This is a genomic window from Kitasatospora sp. NPDC056731, from assembly GCF_040687675.1.
Lineage (GTDB): Bacteria > Actinomycetota > Actinomycetes > Streptomycetales > Streptomycetaceae > Kitasatospora.
In genome coordinates this window covers 40,487-59,404 of sequence record NZ_JBFBNR010000046.1, presented here as the reverse complement: position 1 = coordinate 59,404, position 18,918 = coordinate 40,487, and the positions used below count along the sequence as shown (strand labels likewise).

Below are 18,918 nucleotides of genomic sequence, written 5' to 3'. Positions count from 1 at the left end.
TGGGCTCACCTGGCCATGGGCTCACCTGGCCATGGGCTCACCTGGCCATGGGCTCACCTGGCCATGGGCTCACCTGGCCATGGGCTCACCTGGCCATGGGCTCACCTGGCCGGGCGCCGGCCCGGGCCGCCGTGGCGTGGGGCCGGGCGGCTGCTGAGCCTCGCAGCCGCCGGGCCCGTGCCCGGCGGGTTCCTCCTCCTTACCTCGGTGGCAGCGGCTGCCAGAGGCACCCGCAGTCCGGATGCCCGCGCAGTCGCAGACGTCGTGGCATCCCTTCGCCGGCCGATACCTCGCACCACCCGTCCACGCTCGGCGGCCGCCCGCCGTCCAGGTGGATCTGGACGTGCAGTGCCGCCAGGCCGGCCACCATCGTGGCCAGGGCTGTGTCGCAGGCCGGGGTGCGCGCCCGGCCGGGCCCGCCGTCCGCCAGCTGGGCCAGGATCCGGGGCCAAGCGGCGTCCTGGTCCTCCCGGCGCAGGACCAGGCAGTGTCCGCAGGCCGACACCCCTGGCAGCACCAGGGGTCCGACCACCCCGAACTCCTCGACCACTCCGACGTACAGGTGCGGCACCCCGGCCCGGAGCAGCAGCCGGGCCTCGTACGTCCCGCCGGCGAACGCCCCGCTCCCGTCCCGGGGCGCGAGCACCACGAGGTCGGGCGGCGGCCCGTCGGGCTTTCGCCGGGGCACGGGCACCAGTGGTCGGCCCGACGCCCGTTGCACGGCCTCCCGGGCGGCCGTCAACCGCAGCCGCCCGACGTCCCCCGGCGGCAGTCCTGCCGGGGAGCAGTCCCCGGGGCGCACCCGGCCGCCGTCCACGACGGTGACCGTGCCCGCCCCGCCGGCCGAGAGCACGGCCGCCACGGCGGCGCCCACCCGGCCCGCGCCGCGGACCTCGATCCGGGCGCCGGCCCGCCGGGCCAGGACCGCCGGTGCGGCGCCGGGGCCGGAGTGGACCAGGGACAGTGAGGCGAGGTCCGGTCCGAGCAGGTCCCGGTGGGGCTGGGGGAAGCGGGCCAGCGCGGTGCCGGTCGCCTCCGCGTCGTCCAGTAACCCGGTCTCCTCCAGGTCGGTCAGCAGTGCGTCGGCGGGCTCCCGGCCCAGGCCGAGCTGCTCGCCGGCCTCCAGCAGTTCGGGGCGCTCCCTGGTCCCGTCGACCAGGCCGAGGAAGTCGCAGAGGGTCTTGTCGGCTTGGCCGAGCACCCCGGCGTAGCGGGTGATGGTCCCGAACTGCAGGGTGTCGGAGTCCCGCCAGCTGCGGGACAGGGCGGGCTTCAGTACGAGGCGCACGGCGATCTCCCTTCCGATCGTTTCCGGACGGCTGACGGCAGCATGCCCCATCGCGCCGACGTCGTGCGCAAAGTTATCCACAGGCCCGGACTCATGATCACATCATCTGTTCGCAGACCCTGTGGATAACTGCCCATCCGCTCCGGCGCCAGTTTCCGGACACCCGCCGTCGACTTTTCGTTCCCGATCACTCCACGAAAGATTTCGGCCACGGCACCGGACTTCTGTCCGTGGTACCGGGTAACGTCGTGTGCCATGGCAGCCGAGCGGGACTCCCATCCACCGGCGTCGCGTCGGCGTGCCCGTGCAGCGTCCGGGTCGCAAGTGGCGGCGCCCGGCACGCGTGGGCGTCGGGACCAGGATCAGCAGGCGAGGCCCGCGTCGCCGCAGCACCCACCCGCCGCCGCGCCACCGGAGCCGCACGACCGCGGCCGGGTGGAAGTGCGCCGCAGCGCCCGCCGCAGCCGCACCGTCTCGGCCTACCGCGAGGGCGACCGCACGATCGTGCTGATCCCGGCCCGGATGTCGCACGCCGAGGAGCAGCGCTGGGTCGCGCAGATGCTGGAGAAGCTCGCCGCCCAGGAGAGCCGCCGGATCCTCGGCGACGACGCGCTGATGGACCGGGCCCGCGGGCTGTCGGCCGCCTACCTGGGTGATCGCGCCCGGCCCGCCCAGGTCCGCTGGGTCACCAACCAGAACTCGCGCTGGGGCTCGTGCACCCCCAGCGAGGGGACGATCCGCCTCTCCCACCGTCTGCAGGGCATGCCGGAGTACGTCCTCGACTACGTGCTGCTGCACGAGCTCGCCCACCTGCTGGTGCCGGACCACGGCCCGGCGTTCTGGGCCCTGCTGGAGGCCTACCCCCGGACCGAGCGGGCCCGCGGCTACCTGGAGGGCGTGGTCTCGGCGGCCCGGCTGCCGCACATCCCCGGCGCCCGGCACGCCGACCGGGATGCCGATCCGGCCTGTTCCTGCGGCTGACGGCTTGACGCCCGGCCGGGAGGCGGCGGTGAAGAGGGCGGCGAGGAGAACGACGCGGGGAACGAAAAGAGGGGGCGCGGGCCGTATCGGCCCGCGCCCCCTCTTCGGGTTTCACCTCAGCTGGTCAGCCGGCGGGCCCGTGCCACCAGGTCCCGCACCGAGTGGTCGGTCAGCTCCGGCAGCCGGTCGTAGTCGAACCAGCGCAGGTCCAGCGACTCCTCGCTGATCAGCGCCTGCGCACCGGCCGGGGCCACCGCGATGTACTGGACGTCCAGGTGGGTGTTCTCCGGCCGGTCCTTGCCGGTGCAGCGGACCAGGTGCCGGTCCAGCTTGGCCGGCACCGGGACGCCGTCCACCTCCAGCAGGGCCAGGTCGGGGATGCCGGACTCCTCGACGGCCTCCCGCAGCGCCGCCGACGCGAGGTCCCGGTCGTCGGGCTCGCAGTGCCCGCCCATCTGCAGCCAGATGCCGACCTTGGGGTGCAGGGTGAGCAGCACCCGCCCGGCCGCCGGGTCGACGACCGCCGCGCTCGCGGTGATGTGCGCGGGCAGGCAGGACCGGTACAGGCCCTCGGGCTGCTCGGCCAGGTGCGCCAGGTAGTCGAGCCGCAGCCGGTCCTGCTCCTCGTCGGCGGGGCGCCACCCGGTGAGGGTGCGCACGGCGTCCGCGTGCAGGGACGTCGCCCTGGTGTCGGTGGCCGTCATGCGGTGGGCTCGCCCTTTCCGTCGGTGCCGTCGCCGTCCTGCTTCGGCTCGTCGCTCTTCGCCGGCCCGTCGTTCTTGGTGAGGTCCGGCTTGGCGGCGGTGCCGCCCGCGGCGGCCTCGCCGAGCAGCTTGTCGATCGCGTCGAAGTCGAGGCCGCCCTCCAGGTCGCCGGTGCCCCGGTGCACGAAGGCGTCCGGGTCGTCCAGGTCGGCGGCGGTGGGCAGCATGTCCGGGTGCTGCCAGAGCGCGTCGCGGCCCTCGATGCCGCGCGCGTCGGCGAGCAGCGCCCACAGCCGGGCGGCGTCGCGCAGCCGGCGCGGGCGCAGCTCCAGGCCGACCAGGGTGGCGAAGGTCTGCTCGGCGGGCCCGCCGGCGGCGCGGCGGCGGCGGACGGTCTCGCGCAGCGCGCCGGCCTGCGGCAGGTGCGGTTCGGCGGCGGCGTGCACGACCGCGTCGACCCAGCCTTCGAGCAGGGCGAGCGCGGTCTCCAGGCGGGCGAGCGCGGCCTTCTGCTCGGGGGTGTCCTCGGGCTGGAGCAGCCCGCCGGCCAGCGCCTCCTGGAGCGCCTCCGGGTTGTTCGGGTCGAGCTGGCCGACGAGCTCCTCCATCCGGGAGGTGTCGACCTTGATGCCGCGGGCGTAGGCCTCGACGGCGCCGAGCAGGTGGGCCCGCAGCCACGGCACGTGGGCGAAGAGCCGCTGGTGGGCGGCCTCGCGCAGGGCGAGGTAGAGCCGGACTTCGTCGGCGGGCACGTTCAGGCCCTCGCCGAACTCGGCGACGTTCTGCGGCAGCAGTGCGGCCTTGCCGGCCGGGGCGAGCGGCAGGCCGACGTCGGCGGAGCCGACCACCTCGCCGGCGAGGGCGCCGAGCGCCTGGCCGATCTGGGTGCCGAACATGGCGCCGCCCATGGAGCGCATCATGCCCATCAACGGGCCGGCCATGGCCTGCATCTCCTCGGGCAGGACGCCGCCCATGGCGTTGCCGACCCGCTCGGCGACCGGGTCGACGAGGTCCTTCCAGACCGGGAGGGTGGCCTCGATCCACTCGGCGCGGCTCCAGGCGACGGCGGAGGCGGCGCCGGAGGGGAACTCGGTGACGCCGTCGAGCCACAGGTCGGCGAGCCGGACGGCCTCGGCGACGGCGGAGTGCTCGGCGGCGCTGACCGAGCGGTCCTTGCTCTTGCCCTCGGCGGGTTCGGCGACGACGCTCTGGCGGGCGATGTTCTTGGCGAGGTCCCAGTTCACCGGGCCGCCCTCGAACGAGAGCATCTGCCCGAGCTGCTGGAACGCGCTGCCGAGGTCGTTGGGGTTGAGGCCGCCGAACATCGCGGCGAACGGGTTTTCGGCCCCGCCGGGGCCGCCCGGGGCTCCGCCGCCGGGCATGCCGGGCATGCCGAACAGGGCGCCGAACGGGTTGCCGGCGCCGAAGCCGAACGGCTGCGCGCCGCTCTGGTCGGAGCCTGCGGGGCCCTGGTCCTTCTTCTGCTGCTCGTTGTCGGGCTTGGCCTTGCCGTCCTCGGGCTCCTCGGGCGGAACGCCGAATCCGAAGGGAAGGTCGCTCACGGGGTCCTCGATCCGGTCGGCCGTCATACGGGTGTGGCGGGAAGTGCTGCCCGCCCGGGGCACCAGCGGAGTGGGGGACTCGTGGGCGGCTCCAGTGCGGCAGGCCCGCGCCGGGTGCACCACCGGGCCTTCGCCTCGGGCAGGATGGACGTACGTGACACACGTCCGTACGCACATAAGCTAACCGTGGAGGATGGTCGGTGAGTTCCCCGCCTTCGGACGTTCGCTCTGGGCTGACCGGAGACGAGGACGCCCCGGACATCACGGCGTCGCCGCCTCCAGCCTACGGCGGACGGCCGCTGACCGTGGCCGTCACCGGTGCCGCCGGCGTGATCGGCGAGCGGGTCGCGGCCCGTCTGGTCGCCTCGCCGCACGTGCGCAGGGTGCTGGCGGTGGACGACCGGCGCGGTGAGGTGCCGGGTGTGCAGTGGCGGGTGCTGGACGTGCGGGACCCCGCGGTGGCCGAGCGGTTGTCCGGGGTGGACGTGGTGGTGCACCTGGCGATGGACTTCGGCATGGAGTCGGATCCGCGCGCCCGCAGCGCCTACAACGTGCGCGGCGCGCAGACCGTGCTGACGGCGGCCGCGGCCGCCGGGGTGCACCGGGTGGTGCTCTGCACCTCCGCGATGGTCTACGGCGCGCTGGCCGACAACGAGGTGCCGCTGGCCGAGGACTCCGAGCTGCGGGCGACCGAGGAGGCCTCGCTGGTCGGGGACCTGCTGGAGATCGAGCGACTGGCCCGCCGGGCGCCGCGCGCCCACCCGGGGCTGCAGGTGACGGTGCTGCGTCCGGCGGTGGTGGTCGGCCCCGGCGTGGACACCGTGCTGACCCGGCACTTCGAGGCGCCGCGGCTGCTGGTGGTGGCCGGTTCCCGCCCGTGCTGGCAGTTCTGCCACGTGGACGACCTGGCGGCGGCGCTGGAGTACGCGGCGCTGGGCCTGGTGGAGGGCGAGGTGACGGTCGGCTGCGACGGCTGGCTGGAGCAGGAGGACGTGGAGCGGCTGTCGGGGATCCGGCGGATGGAGCTGCCGGCCTCGCTGGCGCTGGGCACCGCGGCCCGCCTGCACCGGCTGGGCCTGACCCCGGCCCCGGCGGGGGACCTGGCCTACACGATGTACCCGTGGGTGGTGTCCGGCAGCCGGCTGCACGAGGCGGGTTGGCGTCCGGAGCACAGCAACGAGCAGGTGCTGGCCGAGCTGCTGGGCCAGGTCGCCGGGAAGCACGCGGTGGCCGGGCGCCGGCTGGGCGGCAAGGAGGCCGCGACCAGCCTGGGGGCGGCCGGGGCGACGGTGGCGCTGGTCGGTACGGCCGCGCTGGTGCGCCGGGCCCGCAAGCGGCGCCGCTTCTGAGGCCGGTGGCCCCGAGGGCTGGAGCAGGTTTTCTCACGATGCGGAATCCCGCCATCGTGATGCGGAACCCGCTTGCCTCAAACCACCCGGGATGGGGAATCATGGGGGCATGCCCGAGAACCAGGACCCCATCCGCCTGCTCGCCGTCCGCGACACCCCGCTCTCGCTGGACGAGGTGTACGAGGCGGTCGGCGACGACGCGGCCGGCGGGACGACCGTCTTCGTCGGGACGGTCCGCGACCACGACGGCGGCAAGTCGGTCACCGCGCTGGAATACAGCTGCCACCCCACCGCCGAGCAGGAGATGCGCCGGATCGCCGAGAAGGTCGTCGCCGACTTCCCGGTGCGGGCGCTGGCCGCGGTGCACCGGGTCGGCCGGCTGGAGATCACCGACAAGGCGGTGATCGTCGCCGTGTCCTGCGCCCACCGGGGCGAGGCCTTCGCGGCCGCCCGGCGGCTGATCGACGACCTCAAGCACGAGGTGCCGATCTGGAAGCACCAGGTCTTCGCCGACGGCGAGGAGGAGTGGGTCGGCGCCGGCAGCTGCTGACCCGGGCGCCCCCTGTGGACCGGACCGGACCGGACCGGATCGGACCGGACGGGGTCTGAAGGGGTCTGAAGGGGTCGATCGGCTGCGGAGAGTCGCCATCGGTGCACGGAATGCGACGAACATGTCGGACGGGCCGGGCTCTCACTCGAACGGGTCCGGGTCAGTGGGCCGAATACTCCCTGGCAGTGAGCCGATCGGCCGTCCCGTAACCCGGACGGCGCCGCCCGCGTTGTCCGCCGGAGTGGTTAATCTGCTCATAGACACGACGAGCTGGGAGTACTGATATGGGTGCGCTCGCCTGGTTGATCATTCCGGTCATCGCCGTCCTGCTCGCCGCCCTGTGGGCGGGCTGGGCCCAACGCGCCCCGAGGGCCACGGGGGACCCGGCCTCGCTCGCCGAGCACCGGCGCTTCATGGCCGCGATGGAACGAACCACCGCCGGGAGCACCGCCTCCGAGGACGGTTCCGGCCGGTAGCCCGGGGGGCGCCCGCTCATCCGCGTCCCGTACTGTCGAGGCATGCCACGCCGCTCCGCGACGATGCTCGCTGCCACCCTGCTGCTCATAGCGCTGCTCTGCGTCTCGGTGCTGATGAAGGTGCCGTACACGGAGATGAGCCCGGGGCCGACGTACAACACGCTCGGCAACCAGGGGGGCAAGTCGGTGATCACCATCACCGGGCGCGACTCGTACCCGACCAGCGGGCACCTCAACATGACCACCGTCCAGGTCACCGGGGCCAAGTACGAGCCCAGCCTGGTCAACGCGGTGGTCGGGTGGCTGCGCGACGACGTGATGGTCGTGCCGCACGACAACGTCTACCCGAAGGGGCAGACGGACGCCGACGCCAAGAAGCAGAACGCCGAGGAGTTCGCCTCCTCCGAGGACAGCGCCCGCACCGCCGCGCTCAACCAGCTGGGCATCCCGGTCGGCACCGAGCTGATCATCAAATCGGTCACGGCGGGGGCCCCGGCGGAGGGCCGGCTGCACGCGGGCGACCAGATCGTGGCCGTCGACGGCACGCCGGTCAGCACGGTCGAGCAGGTGGTGGCCGCGGTCACCAAGCACAAGCCGGGCGAGTCGGCGGTCTTCACCGTCGTCCCGCGGGTCAAGGACGCGACCGGCAACGGCGGCGCCAACCCGGGGGACCGGACCGACGTCACCGTCCCCACCGTGCGGGCCAAGGACCTCGACCCGAAGGCCCCGGCCGAGCGGGCGGAACTCGCGGTGGTCGGCATCGGCACCACGATCCGGCACACCTACCCGTTCCAGATCGACATCGGCCTCCAGGACGTCGGCGGGCCGAGCGCCGGGCTGATGTTCTCGCTCGGCATCATCGACAAGCTCACCCCCGGCGGCGACCTCACCGGCGGCCGGTTCGTGGCGGGCACCGGCACCATCGACGACGACGGCAAGGTCGGCCCGATCGGCGGGATATCGATGAAGCTGATCGCCGCCCGGGACGCCGGCGCCGAGTACTTCTTCACCCCGTCCTCGAACTGCTCCGAGGCGACCAAGAACGTCCCGTCCGGACTGAACCTGATCAAGACGGACACGCTGGACGGCGCGCTGAAGTCGCTGGAGCAGATCCGCTCCGGGCAGACCTCCGCGCTGCCGTCCTGCGCCGTGAAGTAGTGCCGTGAACTAATGCCGTGGCGTAGTGCCGTGGCGTAGTGCCGTGAACGTGGAGTGGTGCGGCCGGGGCGGCCGGGGGGCTACGAGAAGGTCGCCAGCAGCGCCGCGGTCAGGCCGGGCACCAGGTCCGGGCCGGTCAGCACCTCGCGGGCGACATCCTTGGAGCGCAGCCGCAGCGCGATCTCCTTCTTGCCGTTGCGCAGCACGGCGGCGGTGATCCGCACCTCCTCGCGCTTGGGGTGGTTGGCCACCCACTCGGCGAGCTGGGCGTCGCTGGCGTTGCGCGGGCGGGTCTGCTCGGAGCCCGGCGGCAGCATCAGGCGCTCGACGACCAGGGCGCAGCCGACCACCGCGTCGGGCCAGGCGATGGTGCCGAGGAACTTGTCCAGCTCCATGCCGGCCGGCAGCTCGTCCTGCTCGACCGGGGTGAGGCCGGCCGTGTCGTCGTCGCCGAGGCCGAGCTGGGCGGCGATCTTCGGGTCGGCCTTGCGCAGGGCGGTGCTGTCCACCAGGGCGAACAGCCGGGCCGGGAGGTCCCAGCCGAGCGTGGCGGCGTACTCGTCGATCTCCAGCGCGGCCCGGGTGAGCGGGGTGGCGGCGGGGAGCTTGGAGACGTCGTCGGGGGAGCCGGGGGAGTTGAGTGCATTGGACGCGTCGGACATGCCTCAATCCTCACACGCCGGGCGGGGGCCCGGGCGCCGGGCGCCGCGAGTGGGTCGGGGAACGGCGGGGACGGGGAACGTCGTCGTAACCGTCTGCTAACGGTGGGAACTCGGCCAAAGCCTGGTTAAGTTTCCCTGAAGACCGACTGACTCCAGTGACTCCAGACGACACAGCTGAGGTGCCACCGTGGTATTCCAGATGCCGGAACGCTCAGGGCCGGGTTTCCGGCGCAGGGTAGGGCCGCCCTCCCGGCGGGCGCGGGTGGCCCTGCTGACCCTGGGCGTGCTCGCGGTGCTGTTCCTGCTGTTCGTCATGTTCGCCGGGTTCTGGACGGACTGGCTGTGGTTCAGGTCCGTCCGTTACTCCTCGGTGTTCACCACGCAGCTGTGGACGAAGATCGGCTTGTTCGCGGTGTTCGGCCTGCTGATGGCGGTGATCGTCGGCTTCAACGTCTGGCTGGCGCACCGGCTGCGGCCGCCGCTGTCGGCGATGTCGGTCGAGCAGCAGAGCCTGGACCGCTACCGCTCGGGCCTGGCGCCGTTCAAGCGCTGGGCGCTGATCGGGGTCTCGCTGGTGATCGGCCTGGTGGCGGGCGCCGCGGCGTCCGGCCAGTGGCGGACCTGGCTGATGTGGACGAACGCGACGCCCTTCGGCGAGAAGGACGCCCAGTTCGGCATGGACGTCTCGTTCTACGCCTTCGACCTGCCGTTCTACGAGTTCGTGCTGGGCTTCGCGTTCAGCGCGGTGATCGTCTCGCTGCTGACCTCGGCGCTGGTGCACTACCTGTACGGGGGGCTGCGGCTGCAGGGCCCGGGCCGTCGGGCGAGCGCGGGCGCGCAGGGGCACCTGGCGGTGCTGCTGGGCGTGTTCGTGCTGCTGAAGGCGGTGGCGTACTGGCTGGACCGGTACGCGCTGGCGGTGAAGACCGGCTCCTACAAGGGGGTCTCCGGCTGGACGGGCCTGCGCTACGTGGACGCCAACGCGTTCCTGCCGGCCAAGACGATCCTGTTCTTCGTGGCGATCATCTGCGCGCTGCTGTTCTTCCTGACGCCGGTGCGCCGCACCTGGGCGCCGGCCCTGATCGGGCTGGGGCTGATGGTGCTGTCGGCGGTGCTGATCGGCGGGCTGTACCCGGCGATCGTGCAGCAGTTCCAGGTCAAGCCGAACGAGCAGGCCAAGGAAACGCCGTACATCCAGAAGAACATCGACGCGACGCGGCAGGCGTACGGGATCGCGGACGCGCAGACCACCCAGTACAGCCCGCAGGGGTCGACGACGGCCGAGGCGCTCAAGCCGGACGCGCAGACCATCTCCGACATCCGGCTGCTGGACCCGAACGTCGTCTCGCCGACCTTCCAGTCGATCGAGCAGCAGCGCAACTACTACGCCTTCCCGAACACCCTGGACGTGGACCGCTACGGCTCCGGCACGGACAAGCAGGACACCGTGATCGGTCTGCGCGAGCTGGACCTCAACGGCGTGCAGCGCAACTGGATCAACGACCACTTCAAGTACACCCACGGCTACGGCGCGGTCGTCGCCAAGGGCAACCAGGTCAGCGACAAGGGCGAGCCGGTGTTCACCGAGTCCGGCCTGCCGGCCACCGGTGCGCTGGGCGACTACCAGCAGCGGATCTACTACGGCGAGAAGACGACGTCGTACTCGATCGTCGGCGGCTCGAACAAGGAGATCGACTACACCACCAAGACCGGCGAGAACAAGGAATACACCTACACCGGCAACAGCGGTGTCTCGCTGGACAACCCGATCACCCGGGCCGCGTACGCGGTGCGCTTCGCCGAGCCGCAGATCCTGTACGCGGGGGCGATCACCGACGGCGCGAAGGTGATCTACAACCGGACGCCGAAGGAGCGGGTGGAGAAGGTCGCCCCGTGGCTGTCGATCGACGCCGACGCGTACCCGGTGGTGCAGGACGGCCGGGTGGTCTGGGTGCTGGACGGCTACACCACCTCGGACGGCTACCCGTTCTCGTCGAAGACGACGCTGGGCACCGCGACCAAGGACTCGCTGACCAACCAGCGCGGTGAGCTGCTGACCGTCGCCAACCAGGTCAACTACATCCGCAACTCGGTCAAGGCCACGGTGGACGCCTACACCGGCGAGGTGAAGCTCTACCAGTGGGACGAGCAGGACCCGGTGCTGAAGACCTGGATGAAGGCGTTCCCCGGCACCGTCGAGCCGAAGGCGGACATCCCGGGCACGCTGCTGCCGCACCTGCGCTACCCGCAGGACATGTTCAAGGTGCAGCGCGACCTGCTCGGCCAGTACCACGTGACCGACGCCAACTCCTTCTTCAACGGCAGCGACATCTGGCAGATCCCGGTCGACCCGACCAGCGACACCAAGCAGGTCCAGCCGCCGTACTACGTGACGGTGCGGATGCCGGACCCGCAGGTCACCTCGGCGAGCTTCTCGCTGACCACGACCTTCGTGCCCAACGGCCGCCCGAACCTGGCCGCGTTCATGGCCGTCAACGCCGATCCGGGGCCGGACTACGGGAAGATCCGCATCCTGAAGATCTCGGGGGACAACAGCGCCCCCGGCCCGGGCCTGGTGCAGTCGACGTTCAACTCCCGGCAGGAGGTGGCCTCGCAGATCTTCGCGCTGAAGAGCGGCGGTGACACCGAGCTGGAGTACGGCAACCTGCTGACCCTGCCGGTCGGCGGCGGGCTGCTCAACGTCGAGCCGGTGTACGTGCGCGGACGCGGCGCCAAGTACCCGACGCTGCAGAAGGTGCTGGCGGTGTACGGGAACGACAACGTGGCGTTCGAGAACACCCTGGAGGACGCGCTGAAGAAGGTGTTCGCCGGGGCGGCCCCGGGGACCACGCCGACCGCGCCGTCCACGCCGAACAACCCGGGGACGCCCACCAGTCCGGGGACGGCGGCGCCGGGCGGGACGATCTCGCCGGAGCTGCAGAAGGCGCTCGGGGACGCGGAGAAGGCGTACAACGACAGCCAGACCGCGTTCAAGAACGGCGACTGGGTGGCCTACGGCAACGCCCAGAAGGCGCTGGGCGACGCGCTGAAGGCGGCCGAGGCGGCCCGCGGCGGGAGCCCCGCGCAGGCCCCGACACCGGGCGCGACCCCGGGTGCGACGCCGACCGGATCGCCGTCCGGACAGCCGTAGCCGCAGCCGTGGCCCGCTGAGCTGCGGCAACCGATTCCTGTTCCACCCCGCGCCCGTGCTATGGTTCAACTACCGACGCGGGGTGGAGCAGCTCGGTAGCTCGCTGGGCTCATAACCCAGAGGTCGCAGGTTCAAATCCTGTCCCCGCTACTCAGTGGCCAGAGGCCCGGAGGATTCTTCCTCCGGGCCTCTGGCGTTTTCCCCCCGAAGCGGCGGGAACCGCTCCGGTACCATCAACCGTCGCCAACGACGACGGCAAGGGGTTTGTGGGGTCCGAGTGTCGGGAAATCGACAAAGCGCCGAAGCAATTTCGTCGGCTTCGGGTCGGCCCCGCCCGAATTCGGCCGGGGCAGGTGTACGCGGGTTGCGGGTGGTGCGACGATGGGACACATGGGGGACGGTGCGCGGCTGCTGACCGGCCGTCGGTTCCGGCGCCTCCCCTGGGGGTCCCCCCGGCCGCGGGCCGGGGCACGATGCCGCGACACTCTGGGGGAGCGGGAGTCGGCATGAGGCTGATCGGCAAGAACGGGTCAGGCACCAAGTCCGCGGCGGCCACCGAGGCGGACACCGACGCCTGGGCGGAGAGCCCCGAGAGCCGCCCCGGAGCCCTGCCCGCCCAGCGCACCAGCGGCCTGTCCGAGCGCCCCCCGGTCGCCGGCTACGGCCCCGACAGCCTGGTCCACGTGTCCACCCGTCAGTTCGTCGACGCCGTCCGCCCGTACGGGCCCGACGGCGCCGCCGCCGACGGCCCGAACGCCGCCGCGCTCGACCCGGCCGGCCTGGACACCACCAGCTTCGAGACCGCGCTGGCCGCCCGCGAGAGCGCCGCACTGGAGGCCCGCCACCGGCAGGCCGCCGACGACGGCGACCCGGACGCCGCCAGCCGGCTCGGCACCCTGCTGCTGCGCCGCGGCGACCTGGAGGACGCCGAGCCCTACCTGCGCGCCGCCGCGGCCGCCGGGACGCGCGCCGCCGCCAACAACCTCGGCGTGCTGCTGCACCAGCAGGGCCACCGGGCCGAGGCCGCCCAGTGGTGGCGCCATGCCGCGGTGGCCGGCAGCGCCCCCGCCGCGCACGCGCTCGGGCTCCAACTGCGCGACCAGGGCGAGGAGGAGGCCGCCGAGTACTGGCTGCACTTCGCCGCCGACCACGGCCACCCGCTCGGCGCCTACGCGCTGGGCGACCTGATGGAGCACCGGCGCGACGTGCGCGCCGAGCGCTGGTTCAAGGTCTCCGCCGACGCCGGGCACCGGGAGGCCGCCTACCGGCTGGCCCGGATGCGCGAGGCCGCCGGGGACAAGGAGACCGCCGAGGCCTGGTACCGCACCGCCGCCGCCCGCGGCCACGCCCGCGCCGCGCTGCGCCTGGGCGTGCTGCTGGAGGAGCGCGCCGCCACCGACCAGTCGCTGCTGGAGGAGGCCGCCCGCTGGTACCGGCAGTCCGCGCAGAACGGCGAGCCGCGCGCCGCCTGCGCGCTGGGCTTCCTGCTGCGCGACTCCGGGGACCTGGCTGCCGCCGCCGAGTGGTGGCGGGAGGCCGCCGAGGCCGGCGACGGCAACGCCGCCAACGCGCTGGGCGCCCTGCACGCCGGCCGCGGCGAGGCCAAGGAGGCCGAGCGCTGGTACCGCACCGCCCTGGACGCGGGCGACCAGAACGGCGCCTTCAACCTCGGCCTGCTCTGTGTCGCCACCGGCCGCGACCAGCAGGCCGAGCAGTGGTACCGCCGGGCCGCGTACGCCGGGCACCGGGAGGCCTGCAACGCGCTGGCCGTGGTGCTGTTGCAGCGCGGCGAGGAGACCGGCGCCGAGCCGTGGTTCTCCAAGGCGGCCGAGGCCGGCAGCGTGGACGGCGCGTTCAACCTGGGCGTGCTGCACGCCGGGCGCGGCGAGCAGCGGCAGGCCCAGGAGTGGTACGCGCGGGCCGCCGCCGAGGGCCACGGCGAGGCCGCGCTGCAACTGGCCGTCGCCCAGGAGCAGCGGGGCAACCTGGCCGGCGCGCTGGAGCGCTACCGGCAGGCGGCGTCCGGCGGGTCGGCGGAGGGCGCGTTCCGGCTGGCCTCGGTGCTGGACCGGCGCGGTGACGCGGACACCGAGGCCGAGCACTGGTACGCGCTGGCGGCCGATGCCGGGCACCGGCGGGCGCAGGTGCGGATGGGGGTGCGGGCGGCCGAGCGCGGCGCGCTGGAGATCGCCGAGAGCTGGTACCGGCGGGCGGCCGAGGCCGGCAGCCGCAGCGCCGCCTTCAACCTGGGGCTGCTGCTGGCCCGGCAGGACCGCGAGGCGCAGGCGATGCTCTGGTACACCAGGGCGGCCGACGCCGGGCACGGGCGGGCGGCGCTGCGCCTGGCGCTGCTGGCGCTGCGCCGGGGGGAGCCGGTGCAGGCGGAGAACTGGTGCCGCCGGGCGGCCGACTACGGGCCGGCCGAGGTGGCGGAGCGGGCCGGGCGCCTGCTGGGCGCGCTGCACGCGGAGCTGAGCGCGTAGGGCGGGTCCGGCGGTTCCCGCCGGGCGGGCGGGGCCGCGTTACGGCGTGCCCGTGCAGTCCGGGCACAGGCCGCGGTAGGTGACCTCGGCGGTGGTGACGGTGAAGCCGAAGCGTTCGCCGGCCGGGAGGGCGGCGAGCGGGTCGCCGTGCGGGTGGACGTCGCGGATGGCGCCGCAGCCGGAGCAGACCAGGTGCTGGTGGGCGCGGTGGGCGTTGGGGTCGTAGCGCTTGGCGCGCCCGTTGGTGGCGACCTCCAGGACCTCGCCGAGGCCGACCAGTTCGCCGAGGGTGTTGTAGACGGTCGCGCGGCTGATCTCGGGCAGGCGGGCGACGGCGCGGGCGTGTACCTCGTCCGCGGTGAGGTGGACGTGGTCGCCGTCGAGGACCTCGGCCACGACCCGGCGCTGTGAGGTCAGCCGCCAGCCGCGTCCGCGAAGTCGTTCCAGCAGGTCGCTCATGGCAACAGGGTAAGTCACGCTCTTAGATTGGTTCCAGTGTTGACTTGGACAAAGTCCAAGTTAGGATCGAGTCGTCACGACCGGATAACGCGGAGGCCCTCTTATGACGACCCAGGACGAGCTGCGCCCCACCCTCACCACGGAGGCGGGTGCCCCCGTCGCCGACAACCAGAACACCGAGACCGCGGGCCCCGGCGGCCCGGCGCTCATCCAGGACCAGCAGCTCTTCGAGAAGCTCGCGCACTTCAACCGCGAGCGGATCCCGGAGCGCGTGGTGCACGCCCGCGGCGCGGCGGCCTACGGCACCTTCACGGTGACCGCCGACCTGGCGCCCTACACCCGGGCCTCGTTCCTGTCCGAGGTCGGCAAGCAGACCGAGGTCTTCCTGCGGTTCTCCACCGTGGCCGGCAACCTCGGCTCGGCCGACGCGGTGCGCGACCCGCGCGGCTTCGCGCTGAAGTTCTACACCGAGGAGGGCAACTACGACCTCGTCGGCAACAACACCCCGGTGTTCTTCATCAAGGACGCCGTGAAGTTCCCCGACTTCATCCACACCCAGAAGCGCGACCCGTACACCGGCTCCCAGGAGGCGGACAACGTCTGGGACTTCTGGGGCCTGTCGCCCGAGGCCACCCACCAGGTGACCTGGCTGTTCGGCGACCGCGGTATCCCGGCCAGCTACCGCCACCTCAACGGCTACGGCTCGCACACCTTCCAGTGGCAGAACGAGGCCGGCGAGCACTTCTGGGTCAAGTACCACTTCAAGACCGACCAGGGCATCAGGAACCTCACCCAGGACGAGGCCAACCGGCTGGCCGGCGAGGACCCGGACAGCCACCAGCGCGACCTGCGCGAGTCGATCGAGCGCGGTGAGTTCCCCAGCTGGACCGTGCAGGTCCAGATCATGCCGGCGGCCGACGCGGCGCAGTACCGCTTCAACCCCTTCGACCTCACCAAGGTCTGGCCGCACGCCGACTACCCGCCGGTCGAGATCGGGCGGCTGGAGCTCAACCGCAACCCCGACAACGTCTTCGCCGAGGTCGAGCAGTCGATCTTCTCCCCGTCGCACTTCGTGCCCGGCATCGGCCCGTCCCCCGACAAGATGCTGCAGGGCCGCCTGTTCGCGTACGCGGACGCCCACCGCTACCGCGTCGGCATCAACGCCGACCACCTGCCGGTGAACCGCCCGCACGCCACCGAGGCGCGCACCAACAGCCGCGACGGCCACCTGTACGACGGCCGCCACGGCCGCCAGAAGAACTACGAGCCGAACAGCTTCGGCGGCCCGGTGCAGACCGGCCGCCCGCTGTGGGCCGCCACCGCGGTCACCGGCGCCACCGGCAACCACGAGGCGCCCTCGCACGCCGAGGACGATGACTTCGTGCAGGCCGGCAACCTGTACCGGCTGTTCTCGGAGGACGAGAAGCAGCGGCTGATCGCCAACCTGGCCGGCTTCATCGCCAAGGTCTCCGCCGACCGCGAGGACATCGTCGAGCGGGCGGTCGACAACTTCCGCAAGGCCGACGCCGACTACGGGCAGCGGCTGGAGGCGGCCGTCCGGGAGCTGCGCAAGCAGTAGCCGGGACGCGCCCCGATGAGCGGCGGGCCCGGTCGACCAGAGGACTGGTCGACCGGGCCCGCACCATGTTCAAGCAGCAGGACTAGACGCTCAGGCGGCGCAGGGTCTCCTCGTGGAGGATGCCGTTGCTGGCGACGGCGTCGGCGCCGCCGGGGCCGGGCACGCCGTCCAGGCCGGTGAAGCGGCCGCCGGCCTCCTCGACGATGACGCAGTTGGCGGCCATGTCCCAGAGCGACAGCTCGGGCTCGGCGGCGATGTCGACCGCGCCCTCGGCCACCATCATGTAGGACCAGAAGTCGCCGTAGGCGCGGGTGCGCCAGCAGGCGCGGGTGAGGTCCAGGAAGGGGTCGAGGCGGCCGCGCTCCTCCCAGCCGGAGAGCGAGGAGTAGGAGAAGGAGGCGTCCTCGATCCGGGAGACGCCGGAGACGTGGATCCGGGAGGCCTTGGTGAGGCTGCGTCCGGCGTAGGCGCCGAGGTCCTTGGCCGCCCACCAGCGGCGCTGCAGCGCGGGGGCGGAGACGATGCCGACCACCGGGCGCCCGACGCCGTCCGGGCCGTCCTCCAGCAGGGCGATCAGGGTGGCCCAGACCGGGACGCCGCGGATGTAGTTCTTGGTGCCGTCGATCGGGTCGATCACCCAGCGGCGCGGGCCGGAGCCCTGGAGGCCGAACTCCTCGCCGAGCACCGCGTCGCGCGGGCGGGCGCGCTGCAGCACGCTGCGGACGAGCTCCTCGGCGGCCTTGTCGGCGTCGCTCACGGGGGTGAGGTCGGGCTTGGTCTCGACCTTCAGGTCGAGGGCGCGGAAGCGCTCCAGGGTGACCGAGTCGGCCGAGTCGGCGAGGACGTGGGCGAGTCGGAGATCGTCGTGGTAATCGGCCATGTCCGAAACCCTAGCGATCCCGCCCGGATGGGGACAGCCGGGCTCGCGGACCGGGACGGGCCTGCCGGCGGCGAGCGGGCGAGCAGCAGGAGCGGGCCGGCAGCAGGAGCGGGCCGGTGACGGTCAGTGCGCCGAGCCGCTGAGCTGGAGGCCGATCACGCCGGCGATCACCAGGGAGATCGAGACCAGCTTCAGCACCGAGGTGGTCTCGTCCAGGAAGACCATGCCGTAGATGGCGGTGCCGGCCGCGCCGATGCCCGTCCACACCGCGTAGGCGGGGCCGACCGGCAGGCTCTTCAGGGACAGCGTGAGCAGGCCGAAGCTGCCCAGGGCGAACACGCAGAAGCTGATGGTGGGCCAGAGCTTGGTGAAGCCCTCGCTGAGCTTGAGGTTGATCGCGAAGCCGGTCTCCAGCAGGCCGGCCAGGACCACCAAGGCCCATGCCATCGCGTGCCCTCCCTGTCGATCGACGGGTCGGACCGCGCTGTGGCCCGACCTTCCTATGATCGCCAGGCCGGCGCGGTCCGACACCTCGAACGGTCGGGAAACCCATGGGACGGTAAAACCGCCGCCCGGGTCAGTCGCCCTCGCGGGCCTCCTTGCTGGCCAGCAGGCGGCGCAGCGAGTAGAGCCGGGCGCCCTCGGCGTGGCCGTCGGCGACCCAGGCGTCCAGCGCGCAGTCCGGCTCGTCGTGGCTGCAGGCGCGCGGGCAGTCGGCGGTGCCGGGCTCCAGGTCGGGGAAGGCGTGGATGACCCGGGACGGGTCGATGTGCGAGAGGCCGAAGGAGCGGAAGCCCGGGGTGTCGATCACCCAGCCCGGGTCCAGCGCCTTCTTGGAGCCCGGCTTGGCGCCGGGCGGCGGGGGCAGCCGCAGCGCCAGGGCGGACACGGTGGTGTGCCGGCCGCGCCCGGTGACCGCGTTGACCCGGCCGGTCTGCCGCTGGTGGTCCGGGACGAGGGCGTTGACCAGGGTGGTCTTGCCGACGCCGGAGTGGCCGATGAACACCGTGGAGAGGCCGCGCAGGTGCGCGCGGACGGCCTCGGCGCCCTCCGTCTCCAGTTCGTCCCGACGGGTGACCACGTAGTCGATGCCGAGTGGCGCGTACGACTCCAGCAGCGGCCCGGCCGGGGCGAGGTCGGCCTTGGTGAGCACCAGCAGCGGCTCCATGCCCGCGTCGTACGCGGCCACCAGGCAGCGGTCGATCAGCCGGGGCCGGGGCTCCGGGTCGGCCAGCGCGGTGACGATGGCCAGCTGCTGGGCGTTGGCGACGACGATCCGCTCGTACGGGTCGTCGTCGTCCGCGGTGCGTCGCAGCACCGAGCTGCGCTCCTCGACCCGGACGATCCGGGCGAGCGTGTCGTTGTCCCCGGAGAGGTCGCCGACGATGTTGACCACGTCGCCCACGACGACGCCCTTGCGGCCCAGCTCGCGGGCCTTCATGGCGACGATCTCGCGTTCCTGCTTGGTGCCCGGGTCGATCAGGCAGGTCAGCCGGCCGCGGTCGACGGTCAGCACCATCGCCTCGGCGGCGTCATCGTGTTTGGGCCGGATCCGGGTCCGCGGCCGGGATCCCCGGCGGGCGGGGCGGTTGCGGATGTCGTCCTCGTCGGCGTCCTTGCCGTAGCGGCGCATGTG

General features: G+C 72.9%; 16 protein-coding genes and 1 tRNA gene. 9 read left to right on the top strand and 8 right to left on the bottom strand.

What is annotated here, in order from left to right; translation table 11 throughout:
* Nucleotides 1-199: 199 nt before the first annotated feature.
* The gene (locus AB0R04_RS32330; protein WP_363377187.1) at nt 200-1,288 is read right to left on the bottom strand and encodes a ThiF family adenylyltransferase; all 1,089 of its coding nucleotides are present in this window, start codon (nt 1,286-1,288) and stop codon (nt 200-202) included.
* A gap of 435 nt (nt 1,289-1,723) precedes the next feature.
* Between AB0R04_RS32330 and AB0R04_RS32325 the strand changes: the two genes are divergently transcribed.
* Nucleotides 1,724-2,269 carry a M48 family metallopeptidase gene (locus tag AB0R04_RS32325; protein ID WP_244293373.1) on the top strand — a complete coding sequence of 182 codons (546 nt, stop codon included), beginning with the start codon at nt 1,724-1,726 and terminating at the stop codon, nt 2,267-2,269.
* A gap of 116 nt (nt 2,270-2,385) precedes the next feature.
* Here AB0R04_RS32325 and AB0R04_RS32320 read toward each other — a convergent pair whose 3' ends face one another.
* Nucleotides 2,386-2,973 (bottom strand): NUDIX hydrolase, encoded by a 588-nt coding sequence (locus AB0R04_RS32320; protein WP_363377186.1) that lies wholly within the window; start codon nt 2,971-2,973, stop codon nt 2,386-2,388.
* A complete protein-coding gene (locus AB0R04_RS32315) occupies nt 2,970-4,535 on the bottom strand; it encodes a zinc-dependent metalloprotease (protein WP_063351153.1) in 1,566 nt (521 codons plus the stop codon). The genes AB0R04_RS32320 and AB0R04_RS32315 overlap by 4 nt, the downstream gene beginning before the upstream one ends.
* Nucleotides 4,536-4,795: 260 nt before the next feature.
* Here AB0R04_RS32315 and AB0R04_RS32310 point away from each other — a divergent pair, with 260 nt between their 5' ends.
* The 4 genes from AB0R04_RS32310 (at nt 4,796) to AB0R04_RS32295 (ending at nt 8,068) form a co-directional block, all read left to right on the top strand.
* Nucleotides 4,796-5,884 carry an NAD-dependent epimerase/dehydratase family protein gene (locus tag AB0R04_RS32310; RefSeq protein WP_063351152.1) on the top strand — a complete coding sequence of 363 codons (1,089 nt, stop codon included), beginning with the start codon at nt 4,796-4,798 and terminating at the stop codon, nt 5,882-5,884.
* A 109-nt stretch (nt 5,885-5,993) separates the two neighbouring features.
* Complete coding sequence (locus AB0R04_RS32305; RefSeq protein ID WP_363377185.1) at nt 5,994-6,434, top strand: molybdenum cofactor biosynthesis protein MoaE; 441 nt, start codon at nt 5,994-5,996, stop codon at nt 6,432-6,434.
* Between the two features lie 284 nt (nt 6,435-6,718).
* A complete protein-coding gene (locus tag AB0R04_RS32300; protein WP_063347895.1) occupies nt 6,719-6,910 on the top strand; it encodes a hypothetical protein in 192 nt (63 codons plus the stop codon).
* Nucleotides 6,911-6,952: 42 nt separating this feature from the next.
* Entirely contained in the window at nt 6,953-8,068 is a 1,116-nt protein-coding gene (locus AB0R04_RS32295; RefSeq protein WP_363377184.1) for a PDZ domain-containing protein, read from the top strand.
* 80 nt (nt 8,069-8,148) lie between these two features.
* Here AB0R04_RS32295 and AB0R04_RS32290 read toward each other — a convergent pair whose 3' ends face one another.
* Complete coding sequence (locus tag AB0R04_RS32290; RefSeq protein WP_063347893.1) at nt 8,149-8,730, bottom strand: PPA1309 family protein; 582 nt, start codon at nt 8,728-8,730, stop codon at nt 8,149-8,151.
* A gap of 199 nt (nt 8,731-8,929) precedes the next feature.
* On the opposite strand from AB0R04_RS32290, the gene AB0R04_RS32285 reads away from it, so the two are divergent.
* The 3 genes from AB0R04_RS32285 (at nt 8,930) to AB0R04_RS32275 (ending at nt 14,364) form a co-directional block, all read left to right on the top strand.
* On the top strand, nt 8,930-11,881 hold the full coding sequence (locus tag AB0R04_RS32285) for a UPF0182 family protein (RefSeq protein WP_363377191.1): 2,952 nt from the start codon (nt 8,930-8,932) through the stop codon (nt 11,879-11,881).
* 76 nt (nt 11,882-11,957) lie between these two features.
* Nucleotides 11,958-12,031 (top strand) — tRNA-Met (locus AB0R04_RS32280).
* A 356-nt stretch (nt 12,032-12,387) separates the two neighbouring features.
* Nucleotides 12,388-14,364 (top strand): tetratricopeptide repeat protein, encoded by a 1,977-nt coding sequence (locus AB0R04_RS32275; protein ID WP_159398438.1) that lies wholly within the window; start codon nt 12,388-12,390, stop codon nt 14,362-14,364.
* Between the two features lie 39 nt (nt 14,365-14,403).
* On the opposite strand, the gene AB0R04_RS32270 is transcribed toward AB0R04_RS32275, so the two are convergent.
* The gene (locus tag AB0R04_RS32270) at nt 14,404-14,823 is read right to left on the bottom strand and encodes a Fur family transcriptional regulator (RefSeq protein WP_063347892.1); all 420 of its coding nucleotides are present in this window, start codon (nt 14,821-14,823) and stop codon (nt 14,404-14,406) included.
* Between the two features lie 103 nt (nt 14,824-14,926).
* On the opposite strand from AB0R04_RS32270, the gene AB0R04_RS32265 reads away from it, so the two are divergent.
* Nucleotides 14,927-16,402, top strand: a complete 1,476-nt coding sequence (locus AB0R04_RS32265; RefSeq protein ID WP_063347891.1) for a catalase — start codon at nt 14,927-14,929, stop codon at nt 16,400-16,402.
* A gap of 82 nt (nt 16,403-16,484) precedes the next feature.
* On the opposite strand, the gene hisN is transcribed toward AB0R04_RS32265, so the two are convergent.
* The 3 genes from hisN to rsgA form a co-directional block, all read right to left on the bottom strand.
* Nucleotides 16,485-17,282: a histidinol-phosphatase gene (gene hisN / locus AB0R04_RS32260; RefSeq protein WP_363377183.1), complete on the bottom strand. Its 798-nt coding sequence runs from the start codon at nt 17,280-17,282 to the stop codon at nt 16,485-16,487.
* A gap of 123 nt (nt 17,283-17,405) precedes the next feature.
* Nucleotides 17,406-17,729: a multidrug efflux SMR transporter gene (locus AB0R04_RS32255; protein WP_063347889.1), complete on the bottom strand. Its 324-nt coding sequence runs from the start codon at nt 17,727-17,729 to the stop codon at nt 17,406-17,408.
* A gap of 130 nt (nt 17,730-17,859) precedes the next feature.
* Nucleotides 17,860-18,915 (bottom strand): ribosome small subunit-dependent GTPase A, encoded by a 1,056-nt coding sequence (rsgA, locus tag AB0R04_RS32250; RefSeq protein ID WP_363377182.1) that lies wholly within the window; start codon nt 18,913-18,915, stop codon nt 17,860-17,862.
* Nucleotides 18,916-18,918 lie beyond the last annotated feature (3 nt).